This is a genomic window from Methylorubrum sp. B1-46, from assembly GCF_021117295.1.
GTDB lineage: Bacteria > Pseudomonadota > Alphaproteobacteria > Rhizobiales > Beijerinckiaceae > Methylobacterium.
The window spans coordinates 3,971,910-3,984,201 of record NZ_CP088247.1; the positions used below are offsets into that span (position 1 = coordinate 3,971,910).

Genomic DNA, 12,292 nt, shown 5'->3' on the forward strand with positions numbered 1-12,292 from the left:
CCCCAATTCTGACCCCCTAACCTCGTTCTCGCAGACTGCCCTCTGGTGCGGCCGGAAGGGTGGTGCAGGGGGATGAAGGGCGTGGACACGATTGCGCGCATCCGGCGCGAGTTCTTCACCCGCGGCCGCGCGATCAAGGACATCGTCCGCGACCTGCACGTCTCCCGCAACACGGTCCGGAAGGTCATCCGGTCGGGGGCCACCGCCTTCACCTACGAGCGCGACGTGCAGCCTCTGCCCAAGCTCGGGCCGTGGCGCGACGATCTCGATCGGATGCTGACCACCAACGCCGGCAGGTCCGCCCGCGAGCGACTGACGCTGATCCGGATCTACGAGGCGCTGCGCGGGCTCGGCTACGAGGGCGGCTACGATGCCGTTCGGCGCTATGCCAAAACCTGGAAGCGCGAGCGCGCCTCGGTCACGGCGCAGGCCTTCGTGCCGCTCATCTTCGCCCCAGGCGAGGCCTACCAGTTCGACTGGAGCCACGAGATCGTGCTGATCGGCGGCACGACCGTCACGGTCAAGGTCGCTCACGTCCGGCTCTGCCACTCGCGCATGCTGTTCGTGCGGGCTTATCCGCGCGAGAGCCAGGAGATGGTGTTCGACGCCCACGACCGGGCGTTCGCGTTCTTCCGCGGCACCTGCCAGCGCGGCATCTACGACAACATGAAGACCGCGGTGGAGACGATCTTCGTCGGTCGCGAGCGCGCCTACAACCGTCGCTTCCTGCAGATGTGCTCGCACTACCTCGTCGATCCGGTCGCCTGCACGCCGGCCTCGGGCTGGGAGAAGGGGCAGGTCGAGAACCAGGTCGGGCTGGTGCGCGAGCGCTTCTTCACCCCGCGCGTCCGGGTGAAGAGCTACGACGAGTTGAACGCGCTCCTACTCGATGGAGCTATCGCCTACGCCAAGGCCCATCCGCATCCCGAGGAGCGCGAGCGCACCGTCTGGGAGCGGTTCGAGGCCGAGCGGGCGGCGCTGGTGCCCTATGCTGGCCGCTTCGACGGCTTCCACGCCGTCACCGCTTCGGTGTCCGCGACCTGCCTCGTACGCTTCGACAACAACCGATACTCGGTCATGGCCTCCGCCATTGGCCGCCCGGTCGAAGTGCGAGCCTACGCCGAGCGCATCGAGATCCGGCAGGACGGGCGCGTCGTCGCCGAGCACGCGCGTGCCTTCGGCCGGGATCAGACCGTGTTCGATCCCTGGCACTACGTCCCTGTGCTCGCCCGCAAACCTGGCGCGCTCCGGAACGGCGCACCGTTCAAGGACTGGGTGCTGCCCGCCGCCCTCGACCGGGTTCGACGCAAGCTCGCCGGCAGTGCCGGGGGTGACCGGCAGATGGTCGAGATCCTCACCGCTGTGCTCGGTGACGGGTTGCCGGCGGTCGAGGCGGCCTGTGCCGAGGCCCTGCGTGTCAGCGGGCGTTGAATACTCCCTGATTGTGGGCATCGAAAATTCCCTGGTCGGTGCCCTGGCCCGTAGGGTCGCGACGCCCCGCGCCCTCTCGGGCTTTTCCATCCTCAGCCACCATGCCTGCCGATACCGATCGGCTGGGAGCGACGAGGATGGTTCTGCTGGGAGAACTCGTCATGATCTTGGACCTGCACCGACAGGGCCTGTCCGTCTCCGCCATCGCCCGCCGGACCGGCCGCGATCCGAAGACGATCCGCAAGTACATCGAGCGCGGCCTCGAGCCGCCGGCCTACGGCCCGCGTCAGCCCGGCCGCCCGAGCAAGCTCGCGCCCTATCTCGATTATCTGCGCGAGCGGATCACCGCCTTCCCCGACCTGAGTGCCGTGCGCCTGACCCGCGAGTTGCGCGAGCGCGGCTACACCGGTGCCTACACCGCGGTGAAGCGGTTCGCCGCCGCGATCCGGCCGCCCGAGGCCAAGCCCTACGAGGTCCGCTTCGAGACCCCGGCCGGCCAGCAGGCGCAGGTCGACTTCGCCCGCTTCCTCGTCACCTTCACGGATGCGCCGGACACGACCTGCATCGTCTGGCTGTTCTCGCTGGTGCTCGGCCATTCCCGGCACATCGAGGCGCGCTTCGTCCTGCATCAGGACCTGCAAACGCTGCTGCGCTGTCACATGCAGGCCTTCACCGCGATCGGCGGCGTGCCGATCGAGATCCTCTACGATCGCATGAAGACGGCGGTCACCGGCGAGGATGCGGACGGCCACATCGTCTACAACCGATCCCTGCTGGCACTCGCCCAGCACTACGGATTCCTGCCGCGCGCCTGCCGCCCGTACCGGGCCAAGACCAAGGGGAAGGTCGAGCGACCGTTCTCCTACATCCGCCAGGACTTCTTCCTCGCACGTTCCTTCCGCGACCTCGACGACCTCAACCGCCAGCTTCGGAGCTGGCTCGATACCGTCGCCAACGTCCGCTTGCACGGCACCACGCAGCGGATCGTCTCGGAAGCCTTCGCCGCCGAGCGGCCCGAGTTGCAGCCCTTGCCGGCTCTGCCCTTCGACGCTCTGCTCACGCTGGAGCGGCGCGTCAGCCACGATGGCCTCGTCTCGATCGGTGGCAACTATTACAGCGTACCGGATCGGACCCGGCGCGTCGTCGAGGTGCATCAGTTGCCCGACACGATCCGCATCCTCGATGGTGGCCGGCTCGTCGCGAGCCATCCGATCCTGGAGGGACGACGGCAGTACCGCATCGACCCCGACCATCGGCAAGGCACGGCCGCTCGGGCCATGCGCCGCGGCCATCCCGACGGTCTGCCGATCGGCCGCCATGGCGATCACGTCGCCCGGCGCTCGCTGGCTGTCTACCAGGCAGTCGGCGAACGGCTCGCCGGCGGGATCGGAGGCCAGCGATGAGCCGCGCCGCCCCCTGTGTCGCCACGACCCTCGACAGCATCAAGCGCAGCTTGGTCGGCCTGCGCATGCCGCGCGCCCTGGAGGTGCTCGACGCGACGGTCCGGCGCATCGAGCAGGGCGAGATCGACGGCTTGGCCGCCCTCGACGTGATCCTGACCGAGGAACTGACGCTGCGCGAGAACCGCCGCGTGAAGACCGCCCTGCTGGTCGCGCGCCTGACCACGATCAAGACGCTGTCCGGGTTCGACTTTGCCTTCCAGCCCTCGCTCGACCGCGAGCGCGTCCTGGCGCTGGCGGAACTGACCTTCATCGACCGGGCCGAGGTCGTCCATCTGCTCGGACCACCCGGCACCGGCAAGAGCCATCTGGCGATCGCGCTCGCCGTCGAGGCGGTCAAGGCCGGGCGCAGCGTCGTGTTCTCGACGCTGGCCGACCTCGTGACCTCGCTGGCCAAGGCCGAGCGCGACGGCTCCCTGCGCGAGCGCATCCGCTATCTCTGCCGGGCCTCGCTGCTGGTCGTGGACGAGATCGGCTACCTCCCCGTCGTCCCCGGTGGCGGCAACCTGTTCTTCCAACTCGTCAACGCGCGCTACGAGCGCGGGGCGATGATCCTGACTTCGAACCGCGGCTTCGCCGAGTGGGGCGAAGTGTTCGGTGATCCGGTCGTGGCGACAGCCCTGCTCGACCGACTCCTCCACCATGCCGTGGTGATCCAGATCGAGGGGGCGAGCTACCGCCTGCGCCAGCACGCCGACCTCGTCCCCGAGCACGTCCGCTCCAAGGCCCTGATCGTTCCGCCGCCCGCACCCAGGCGTCGCGGTCGTCCACCCGGAAAGGCTGCCTCCGATCACACGGCCGGCTGATCACCGATCCGCACCGAACCCGCCGGCCAGGGAATTTTGAAAGCCCACAATTGCGGAGACTTCGGTGCCCGTTGACACTGCGCGAGGGCGTCCACTCGGCCGATGTCGTCCTCAACATCCTCGCCCGGCAGCGCGAGCCGACCCCGCCCGTCACCATCCTGACGCCCGAGAGCCTGCGGCTGCGCCACGAGCCGGTCGCCGACTGTGCCCGCTACGACAGCCTAAGGAGCCCCCCATGATGGAACGCCAGCAGATCCTCGCCACCATGGGCGATCTGAAGCTCTTCGGCATGAAGGCCGCCTACGACGAGATCATCAAGGTCGCAGTGAAGCGCACCCACGAGCCGCAGCAGATCGTCGGCGACCTGCTCCAGGCCGAGATCTCCGAGAAGCAGGCACGCTCGATCCGCTACCAGATGACGATTGCCAAGCTCCCTCTGGCCAAGGACATCGCCGAGTTCGCCTTCGACGGCACCCCGATCAACGAGGGTCTGGTGCGCGACCTCGCCGGCGGTGAGTTCCTGGCTCACCAGCGCAACGTCGTGCTCGTCGGCGGCACCGGGACCGGCAAGACCCACCTCGCCATCGCCCTTGCACGAGCCTGCATCCGGGATGGCATGCGGGGCCGGTTCTACAACGTCGTCGATCTCGTCAATCGGCTCGAAGCTGAGGCACGCGCCGGCCGGCACGGCCGCATCGCCGACCATCTGGCGCGGCTCGACTTCGTGGTGCTCGACGAACTCGGCTACCTGCCGTTCGCGCAGTCGGGCGGCCAACTCCTGTTCCACCTGATCAGCAAGCTCTACGAGACGACCTCGATCGTGGTCACCACCAACCTCGCCTTCGGGGAATGGCCGAGCGTGTTCGCCGGCGATGCCAAGATGACCACCGCGCTCCTCGACCGGCTCACCCACCACTGCGAGATCGTCGAGACCGGCAACGAGAGCTGGCGCTTCAAGAACCGCGCCTGAGGCCAGCACACACGTCGCGCCTGCTGGACCCCTGATCAGCCCGGCTGCGCCACCCCGACCCGCCTTCGCCGGGCTGATCAGGGGCGTCCCGCCATACCCATCCAGGGGGTCAAAGTTCGACGCCGATCCAGGGTCAATGTTCAACGCTGTTTGACAGTTACGGTGAAGGCCGCTTTGATGAGTTCCATGTGGACCGCCGCGATTTACAGGATGACGAGCCCGCCGAGTGCTGTTTGCCGCTTGGCTGCAATCTACCTAATATCGCCTGCGTTCGGTGTGGCGTGGCGTCCAACAAGGCACCGCCGCCCAAGCATGATGGGCCGTTGAGCGAATTGCACAAAAAGATCACTTTGAGATCGTGATACTCAATTCGTCGAGCATCGGCCAGTGGCCATTTGCCGCGATATAATAAAGGCATCGATTCCGATCGCCATAACGTTAGTAAAATGCGCAGAAAATCTCATCAATGCAGTGGAATCATAAATAATCATGAAACACGAACTCGTTAAAAGCAGAGAAGAGGCGCTCGAATTGCTCGAAGCTGACCTAATCACAATCCAATATTTTATCGATATGTGCCACAAGAAGGATTGGGCGCTGGATAATACATTTTTAGGGAATAAAATTATTATAGAAAATCTTTCGGATGAAGCAGCTGGTCTGCTGATAACTCCACCAATCAGACTGGTATACTCAAAAGATTGAGTCACTATAGGGGCCGGCTGCTTATGGCTTCGGCTAGCACTGCCTGGGCGCTTTGAGGGGCGGTGGGCGTTTTAATCCTGCGGTGGCAATGCGGGAGACGGACATGGCGGCGAAATCGTCGGAGCCGGATCTCGACGCGTGGCAAGCCCCTTTCCTGGGTGCGATGGAGCGCAAGACGCGGCGGACCTGGGCGCCGCTGTACCTGCGCGGCCTGCTCGGTCCCAGTGATCGCAGGAGCCTGCAGCCGATGGCTGCCCGCCTCGGGCTACCGGGCCACGACCAGCTTCAGCACTTCATCGCCAGCCCGGCTTGGGACGACACCCAGACCGAGGCGCAAGCCTTGGCCGCATGACCCAAACCAAATGGCCTACGGAAAACCCGGCGCGGTTCAGGAAACGATGGGTCGCGGCATGGCTTCCGTGCCGCGCTATAGGATTATAGTCTTGATTTTGCGGCCAGTTCGGTCATACTGCTGGTGTTGATCGGTTGTAACATTCGCGGCCATTGCCCCGGTCAATGAGCTGGAGGAGATGTCCCATGCATCGGCGATCACGACGACCACAGCCCCGGCCGCTCACGCGTCGGGTTCGCCCTAACCGGCTGTTTCTCCCTCACCGCCGCACCTGCCAGAAGGCCCCCACTCCGGGGGCCTTCGTCGTATCTGGAGATCCTCGATGACCCGCCCCGTTCTCACCAAGCGCCCCTCCAAGACCGCGAAGCCTCTCGGCTGCGCTCCGCCCACTCCGCTGCCCTCGCCGCAAGGGGAGTCTGCGAGACATTCCACCCCGTCCGCATCATTGTCGTGCCCAAACTCCGCCGGGCTGCGAGCAATCGCAGGCAAGGAGCCGGAAGCGACATCGTCCACGGTGCACGAACTGAGCGCGGCAGAGGCCGTGGCCATGCCGTCGAGTAGGGGCGACCACAAGACCGGTAAGGACGGTCTAATCAGTACAACCACCTCCACGGCAGTCAACGCCGAGAGGAAGGGCGACGCTGCCGATGCAAAGGCCAGCGTGTCCGGTGCGGCCGATAGTGCGGCTGCCAAACCCGAGGCTCGCTTGTCCCCTGCCGCGACATCGAACCCGCCCCGTTCCGCTGATCGCACCTTCGTCGGGCAGCCCAAGCCGCGTGACCCCACTGAGATTGGCCTCGGAAGCCTCGTGCTCGCCCACGAGGGTCCGGACGAGGGCTGGTGGGAGGCCGAGGTGATCGGCATCAACGGCCGCGTCTTTTCCCTGCGCTGGCGCGACTACCCCACGCAACCGACCATCCTGCGTAGGGCGACCGAGCTCGCCCTGCTGCCGCCCGGTGAGGCGTAGTCCGAATCGCGAGAACCGCGCCCAGGCCGCCCCGACGGCCTGGGTCGCTCAGCGTCACTGCCGCCCCGGCCGCCGCCGCCCTCTCATCCATTCTCGTAGGCTTCCCATGACCGACATCCTCGATGTGGGGCGCGTTGCGGCGCTCAACGACATCCTGCGCCGCTCGCTCAGCGGCGGCACGCTCGTGCTCACCGCCGGCATCGTCGCGCTTGGCCGCGAGCGCCAGCAGATCATCCTCGACGCCATCGCCGCCTTCGACCGGTTCGAGCCCGACAACGATCCCTACGGCGAGCGCGACTTCGGCGCGCTGGAAGCAGCCGGCGAGCGGGTGTTCTTCAAGATCGATTGCTTCGACCGCTCGGGGCGCTTCGCCTCACCCGACCCTGCCGACACCAGCGTCACCACCCGCGTGCTCACCGTCATGCTCGCCGGGGAGTACTGAGGTGAGCCGCTGCGATGGGACGCGCTCCGTTGGCGACGCCTCCTCGATGCGGGGGGCGCCGACGCGGCGGCGCTTGTTCGCGCTGCTGAGCAACCTGCCGCTCACCGCCCTGCAGTCCCGCGGCGCCGAACCGCGTCGCGCCGGCCGACTGGACGTTGCGGTCGACGCCGATCCGATGCCGCGGCTGTTTGCCGAGTTCCAGGCGCTTCTCGACCGGCACGCCGCCGCAATCGTGACCCGCGACGGCATCGAGGCGGCCCTCATCGACCGGATCGGCTGGCCGCGCGTGGCCCTGCCGGGTGGTTCGGACAGTCAACCGCGCTACGCGGCCGAGTTCGCAGAGGTTGCGCGGGCCGTGCCACCGGGGCGTCGCCGTCAGCGGCTCGTGCAACGCCTGCGGCGTTGCCAGCGGCGGTGGGACGATGCAGCCGCAACGATGGGTCTTGCCGAGGCCGATCTGCAGGAGGCGACACTCGACGGTGCTGTCCTGGCGGCGGCTCAGGCGCTTTTGGCGACGCCCGCCTGGACCTGTCACGCCGTCATGCTGAAGCTCCTCGTGCTGCTCAGTGTACACGCGCCCGGTCCGGCATCCGACGAGACCAGTCCCTGGCGCGAACTCCGGTTGATTCTGGCCGACCTCGATCGTCTCACGGCCGAGGGGCTCAACCGGTGAGCGCGGGGCTACCGCGCCGGCTTGCGTCCAGCCTTCAATGGGGCTGGCCGCTGCGCCTCGCCGTCCGGCTCGACGAGCAGATGCGCCACCGGCACCGACAACGCCCGGGCCAGCGCCTCGAGCGTCGCAATCGTCACGTTCTCCGAACCGCGCTCGACCCGCCCGACATAGGCCCGGTCGATGCCGGCCGCGAGCGCCAACCGCTCCTGCGACAGGCCTTGCGTGACCCGCAACCGCCGCAGGTTCCAGCCGATGATCGTCCGCGCGTCCATGGCACGGACAAGCCCGATCCACGGCTTGACAATCGACGGACTGACAGTCCCTCATTCGTACATCACGGGCGCCGGCGCTGCGATGGCGGTGCGTTCGGCCCCTTCTCCCAAACTCTGGATCACGAGGACCATCATGGATGAGACGAGCGGAGTATCGTTTTGGACGCTGATCGGCATCGCGATGCTGGCCGGCTTTCTCGGTTGGCAGATCGCCAAGCGCAAAGGGCTGGACAAGCGCGGCTGGGCGGCGGCGTGCTTCTTCTTTCCCCCCGCATTGATCGGCGTGGCCTTCTCGAAGTCGCAGCAGCGCCCCGGTGAAACGCAAGCGTTCCGCAATCGCTGGGCTTCGCTTGCCGCCTATGATCCCGAGATCAAGGCGGCGGTCGAGCGGCTCGGCGTGCTGGGGCCCTCGGCCGTCGAGCAATTCCGGATGGCCTATGCCGATGTACAGACCCGGGAGGCCATTCCCCTCATCGTGGCCGATGTCGAACGGCGGTGGGGCGCCGGTGATCGGCACGTCGGCGTGCAGGAGCGGTCACGATGACGATCATATTGCTGCGCTCGTCTGCTGCGGCCTTCCGCCTAGCAGTGTTCACCGCTGCGCGCGTGACGGCCCGTCCTGGTCCCGTTCGGGCGCGGCCGCGGCAGTGGCTAGGACGACTGATCGGCCTCGGACTCGGCGCCGTCCTCATCGGCCACGGTGTGGCCGGCGCACAAGCAGCACCGAACGCCGTCGCCATGGCGCCTCCGAGCTGCGAGACCTACCAGCGCGCACGGCCACGCGGGGGTGACTTCGAGCAGTTGTCGGAGCTGTTCGGCCTGTCGATCTACCGCTGGTTCGAGGCCGACTTCACCCGATTTCGCGACTTTCTGCTCTCCTGCGGACGCGAAATGCCGAGCTTGCGTGGCGATGTGCCCTCCGACGCCTGGGACGCAGCCGTCGCGCAGAGTGTCGCCGGGCTGAAGGAGTACGCCGGCTACGGTCAAGGACGGCCTCGGACGCAGCTCGATCCTGACACACCGGACTACACGCCGACCTTTCGTAAGATGAGCTGCGACCGCTTCACCCGGACAAGCATCGATGGGTGGGCGGGCAACGCAGCGCCGGGTAAGATCGAGGGGGCGCCGTTCACCGTACCGGTCGAATACTGGAATGATGAGGTTTGGCAGGCGCTGGAAAATCGCTTCCTCGAATGCGAACGGCAGAGGCAGTCGCCGAACGCGACCAGAACCATCGTGGGTCAGGTGATCGGTAGGCAGAGGGATCGATACTACTGGGAGATCGATCGCGCCCAGGAGCCTCGGCGCAACAGGAAGTCGATTGCTTGGGCGCAGAAGCAGCAACGACAGGAAGCCGAGGAGATGGAGACGTTTCGGCGGGAGCAACAAGCCCGGCTGGCGACCGATCCATGCAACCGAATCGAAGTTCGGCGGCAGATGATGGAGGCAGCCAACGCCATGGCGCGGACCCGCTATGGCGCGCGCACGCTGGTCGATCTGACCGACGGGCGCACGAGCGGCCTCGAACCCGCGCCGGGACGCTCGTGCATCTTCACGGCGGACTGGTCGTCGGGGCAGCGTGGCGTCGTGTTGATCACACAGCGCAAGAACTCGTTTGGCGACGATCTCATCGAGGTGCGGCCGTTCGAGCGTTGATATCTAACACTACTTTGGCAGGTTGAGGGAACGCAGCGGGTGTTCGCGGCTTCGCATGCCACGGCGATAGACGTGGGTGATCGCGATGTCGGAAGCGGGCGGATGGCGCGACGATCTGGATCGGTGGCTGCAACCGTTCCTGGCTGGCCTGTCGCATCCGGCACGCCGGGCGATGTGCCCATCCTACGTGGCCGGGCTCATCGGCCTGGGTGATCGCAAGAGCGTCCAGCCGATGGCGGCTCGGGCCGATGGGGTTTCCTACGACCGGCTACACCACTTCATCGCGGCCGGGATCTGGGATGAGGGGCCGCTGCAGCGGGCGCTGCTCGACGAGGCCGATCGCCTTGTCGGCGGGGCGGATGCGGTCTTGGTCATCGACGACACCGCGTTGCCGAAGAAGGGCAACCGCTCCGTCGGGGTGGCGCCGCAATATGCTACGACGCTGGGCAAGACCGCCAACTGCCAGACGTTGGTGTCGCTGACGCTGGCGCGCGGCGAGGTGCCGGTGGCAATCGGCCTGGCGCTGTTCCTGCCCGAGACTTGGACGAGCGACCCGCACCGGATGAGCAGGGCCGGTGTCCCCGAGGACCGGCGCGAAGCCCGCACCAAGCTGGAGATCGCCGTCGCGGAGATCGACCGGGTCCGGGAGAGGGGCGTGCGCTTCGGCTGCGTGCTGGCCGATGCGGGTTATGGGTCCGCCCCGTTCCGACAGGCCCTGAGCGCGCGTTGCCTGACCTGGGCTGTCGGGATCTCGGGACGCAGCAAGGTCTATCCGGCCGACGTGACGATGATCCTCCCCGTCGCGGGGCGCGGACGACCGCGCAAGCGTCACGTCCCGGACCAGGTCTCGGTTGCGGCCGAGACGATCCTGGCAGACATGACCGGCCGGGCGGTGGCCTGGCGGCACGGCACCAAGGGTCGGCTGCGGGGCCGCTTCTGCGCGTTGCGCGTCCGGATGGCCGATGGTCCGACCCAGCGGATCGGCACGAAAGGCAACCAACACCTGCCCGGTGACGAGGTCTGGCTGGTGCGCGAGGAGCGCGGCTCGGGCGAGCGCAAATACTACCTCACGAACCTCCCCGCCGACGCGACCCTCAAGCAACTGGCCGCAACGATCAAGGCGCGCTGGATCTGCGAGCAGGCGCACCAGCAGATGAAGGAGGAACTCGGCCTCGACCACTTCGAGGGCCGCTCTTGGACCGGGCTGCATCGCCACGCGCTGATGACGATGATGGCCTACGCCTTCCTCCAATCCCGGCGCCTCGCAGCGACGGGACGGAAAAAAAAGAATCGCCTGCCCACCGCCCCAGCCCTCGATGCCGGCCGTCCGCCAAGCCATCCTGGATCACCTCAGCCGGCCACCACCGCGGCGATGCCCGTACTGTGAGGCCGCCCTCGACCAGCCACCTTGAAGGCAATCTGCCAAAGTAGTGCTAAAATACAATCGCAAATGAGCAGCTCTATCCGCGAAGTGAAGCGTTCGATCATCGCCCACTCCGCATCCGTAAGGTCAAGTCGCGCCAGCCTCAGGCACCCGCCCTCTTTGGCTGAGCTCCATATGCTTACCAGCGACGCTGTCGGGACAGCGGTCAGCGAGGCTGGACGAGTCCGCTGCCCCGGAGGGGACGACGTTCGTGCAGGGCCTGCTCCAGAGCGTCAACCACGAAGGTGATGTCCCGTTCGGCTTGCCGGACCCAGTTCCGCAGCGTTTCGCCCGTGCAACCGATCTTGGCTGCGATCGAGCGCATCCCCCCCATATTGCGAGCCGTGCTCGCCCTGGTGGTCGAACACCTTCCGCACCGCGCGTTTGCGGACCTCAGGCGAAAAGGGTGTGCTGCGCTTCGTCATGGCTCCATCCTCTTGAGAATTGAAGCCTCCGGGAAACCCAGAGCGGTTCAACCAGTTGCCCGGCCTACCCTCGTGGGTCGTAGGCGACCGCGGCTACTCCAGCCATCGCTTCCGCGACCACATCTGGACCACGGGTGCGCGTCCTGCGATCCTGACTGTTGCCAAGTTGTGCCAGCGCCACGCCTCGGCATGATCGGCCGCTACGTCCAAGCCGTGAGAGTAGATCTTCCCAATCTGGCTCATCTCGTGTCCGTCGCCGGTCGGCGGAGCCATTTCTTCGGCAGCGCATCGTCGCACACCACGCCGCCGGCATCTCGATCGCGGACGCCGAGCCCGTGGGTAGCCTCTCTGCTCACGCGACCCGGCGGGATGCCGACGGTAGCCCCGCCGTTCAGTGATTGCGACCTCGGCACTGCGGTCGTGAGCGACAAACGTGTATCGTTTAGGTTGCACGAACTTGTGCAACAGTAAGACGGTGCGGGCGGCAACTCCCGAGAGTCGAGCTGACCGCCCACGCGCGCCTCATCAGTCGGGGTCTCGCTTACGCTTCCATCACCGTGGCTTCATCGACGAGTTGCAGCACCATCGTCCGCAGATGATCCGACCCGTCGCGACGCAATCGCCGGGCGATGCGCGCAAGCGTCTCCGCCGCTCGACCTTCGCCGAACTGTTTGACCATTTCAGCCACGGCGACGTGTACCAGCATCGCT

General features: G+C 66.6%; 12 protein-coding genes and 5 pseudogenes. 14 read left to right on the top strand and 3 right to left on the bottom strand.

What is annotated here, in order from left to right:
- Positions 1 to 72: 72 nt before the first annotated feature.
- The 10 genes and pseudogenes from istA (LPC10_RS18490) to LPC10_RS18535 all read left to right on the top strand — a co-directional run.
- Positions 73 to 1,416: pseudogene (gene istA / locus LPC10_RS18490) on the top strand (IS21-like element ISMex39 family transposase); the annotation flags it as partial.
- Positions 1,417 to 1,568: 152 nt separating this feature from the next.
- Positions 1,569 to 2,834 (top strand): IS21-like element ISMex13 family transposase, encoded by a 1,266-nt coding sequence (istA, locus tag LPC10_RS18495; RefSeq protein ID WP_003602196.1) that lies wholly within the window; start codon positions 1,569 to 1,571, stop codon positions 2,832 to 2,834.
- Positions 2,831 to 3,697, top strand: coding sequence for an IS21-like element ISMex13 family helper ATPase IstB (istB, locus tag LPC10_RS18500; RefSeq protein WP_003602200.1), 867 nt, complete (start codon positions 2,831 to 2,833; stop codon positions 3,695 to 3,697). Before istA (LPC10_RS18495) ends, istB (LPC10_RS18500) begins: the two co-directional genes overlap by 4 nt.
- A 65-nt stretch (positions 3,698 to 3,762) precedes the next feature.
- Positions 3,763 to 3,924: pseudogene (locus LPC10_RS18505) on the top strand (IS21 family transposase); the annotation flags it as partial.
- An 11-nt stretch (positions 3,925 to 3,935) separates the two neighbouring features.
- Positions 3,936 to 4,667: an IS21-like element ISMex39 family helper ATPase IstB gene (gene istB, locus LPC10_RS18510; protein WP_231347090.1), complete on the top strand. Its 732-nt coding sequence runs from the start codon at positions 3,936 to 3,938 to the stop codon at positions 4,665 to 4,667.
- A gap of 489 nt (positions 4,668 to 5,156) precedes the next feature.
- On the top strand, positions 5,157 to 5,372 hold the full coding sequence (locus LPC10_RS18515; RefSeq protein ID WP_231343860.1) for a hypothetical protein: 216 nt from the start codon (positions 5,157 to 5,159) through the stop codon (positions 5,370 to 5,372).
- A gap of 103 nt (positions 5,373 to 5,475) precedes the next feature.
- Positions 5,476 to 5,691: pseudogene (locus tag LPC10_RS25720) on the top strand (transposase); the annotation flags it as partial.
- Between the two features lie 739 nt (positions 5,692 to 6,430).
- Entirely contained in the window at positions 6,431 to 6,691 is a 261-nt protein-coding gene (locus LPC10_RS18525) for a hypothetical protein (RefSeq protein WP_231343861.1), read from the top strand.
- Between the two features lie 106 nt (positions 6,692 to 6,797).
- Positions 6,798 to 7,133, top strand: a complete 336-nt coding sequence (locus tag LPC10_RS18530; protein ID WP_231343862.1) for a DUF3768 domain-containing protein — start codon at positions 6,798 to 6,800, stop codon at positions 7,131 to 7,133.
- A gap of 73 nt (positions 7,134 to 7,206) precedes the next feature.
- On the top strand, positions 7,207 to 7,806 hold the full coding sequence (locus LPC10_RS18535) for a hypothetical protein (protein WP_231343863.1): 600 nt from the start codon (positions 7,207 to 7,209) through the stop codon (positions 7,804 to 7,806).
- An 8-nt stretch (positions 7,807 to 7,814) separates the two neighbouring features.
- On the opposite strand, the gene LPC10_RS18540 is transcribed toward LPC10_RS18535, so the two are convergent.
- Complete coding sequence (locus LPC10_RS18540; RefSeq protein ID WP_231343864.1) at positions 7,815 to 8,078, bottom strand: helix-turn-helix domain-containing protein; 264 nt, start codon at positions 8,076 to 8,078, stop codon at positions 7,815 to 7,817.
- 133 nt (positions 8,079 to 8,211) lie between these two features.
- Between LPC10_RS18540 and LPC10_RS18545 the strand changes: the two genes are divergently transcribed.
- The 3 genes from LPC10_RS18545 (at position 8,212) to LPC10_RS18555 (ending at position 11,121) form a co-directional block, all read left to right on the top strand.
- Positions 8,212 to 8,622 (top strand): hypothetical protein, encoded by a 411-nt coding sequence (locus LPC10_RS18545; RefSeq protein ID WP_231343865.1) that lies wholly within the window; start codon positions 8,212 to 8,214, stop codon positions 8,620 to 8,622.
- Positions 8,619 to 9,734 carry a hypothetical protein gene (locus LPC10_RS18550; protein WP_231343866.1) on the top strand — a complete coding sequence of 372 codons (1,116 nt, stop codon included), beginning with the start codon at positions 8,619 to 8,621 and terminating at the stop codon, positions 9,732 to 9,734. Before LPC10_RS18545 ends, LPC10_RS18550 begins: the two co-directional genes overlap by 4 nt.
- Positions 9,735 to 9,819: 85 nt before the next feature.
- The gene (locus tag LPC10_RS18555) at positions 9,820 to 11,121 is read left to right on the top strand and encodes an IS701 family transposase (protein ID WP_231347091.1); all 1,302 of its coding nucleotides are present in this window, start codon (positions 9,820 to 9,822) and stop codon (positions 11,119 to 11,121) included.
- Between the two features lie 286 nt (positions 11,122 to 11,407).
- On the opposite strand, the pseudogene LPC10_RS18560 reads toward LPC10_RS18555, so the two are convergent.
- Positions 11,408 to 11,582 (bottom strand): annotated as a pseudogene (locus LPC10_RS18560) (IS3 family transposase); the annotation flags it as partial.
- 49 nt (positions 11,583 to 11,631) lie between these two features.
- Between LPC10_RS18560 and LPC10_RS18565 the strand changes: the two are divergent.
- Positions 11,632 to 11,739: pseudogene (locus LPC10_RS18565) on the top strand (IS5/IS1182 family transposase); the annotation flags it as partial.
- A 384-nt stretch (positions 11,740 to 12,123) separates the two neighbouring features.
- Here the strand turns inward: LPC10_RS18565 and LPC10_RS18570 are convergent.
- The gene (locus tag LPC10_RS18570; RefSeq protein ID WP_231343867.1) at positions 12,124 to 12,288 is read right to left on the bottom strand and encodes a hypothetical protein; all 165 of its coding nucleotides are present in this window, start codon (positions 12,286 to 12,288) and stop codon (positions 12,124 to 12,126) included.
- Between the last annotated feature and the right edge of the window lie 4 nt (positions 12,289 to 12,292).

What these genes read in the sequence shown, in the direction of transcription:
- istA (WP_003602196.1), top strand. Translation starts at nt 1,569, where the DNA reads ATGGTTCTGCTGGGAGAACTCGTCATGATCTTGGACCTGCACCGACAG.
- istB (WP_003602200.1), top strand. Translation starts at nt 2,831, where the DNA reads ATGAGCCGCGCCGCCCCCTGTGTCGCCACGACCCTCGACAGCATCAAG.
- istB (WP_231347090.1), top strand. Translation starts at nt 3,936, where the DNA reads ATGGAACGCCAGCAGATCCTCGCCACCATGGGCGATCTGAAGCTCTTC.
- LPC10_RS18515 (WP_231343860.1), top strand. Translation starts at nt 5,157, where the DNA reads ATGAAACACGAACTCGTTAAAAGCAGAGAAGAGGCGCTCGAATTGCTC.
- LPC10_RS18530 (WP_231343862.1), top strand. Translation starts at nt 6,798, where the DNA reads ATGACCGACATCCTCGATGTGGGGCGCGTTGCGGCGCTCAACGACATC.
- LPC10_RS18540 (WP_231343864.1), bottom strand. Translation starts at nt 8,078, where the DNA reads ATGGACGCGCGGACGATCATCGGCTGGAACCTGCGGCGGTTGCGGGTC.
- LPC10_RS18545 (WP_231343865.1), top strand. Translation starts at nt 8,212, where the DNA reads ATGGATGAGACGAGCGGAGTATCGTTTTGGACGCTGATCGGCATCGCG.
- LPC10_RS18550 (WP_231343866.1), top strand. Translation starts at nt 8,619, where the DNA reads ATGACGATCATATTGCTGCGCTCGTCTGCTGCGGCCTTCCGCCTAGCA.
- LPC10_RS18555 (WP_231347091.1), top strand. Translation starts at nt 9,820, where the DNA reads ATGTCGGAAGCGGGCGGATGGCGCGACGATCTGGATCGGTGGCTGCAA.
- LPC10_RS18570 (WP_231343867.1), bottom strand. Translation starts at nt 12,288, where the DNA reads ATGCTGGTACACGTCGCCGTGGCTGAAATGGTCAAACAGTTCGGCGAA.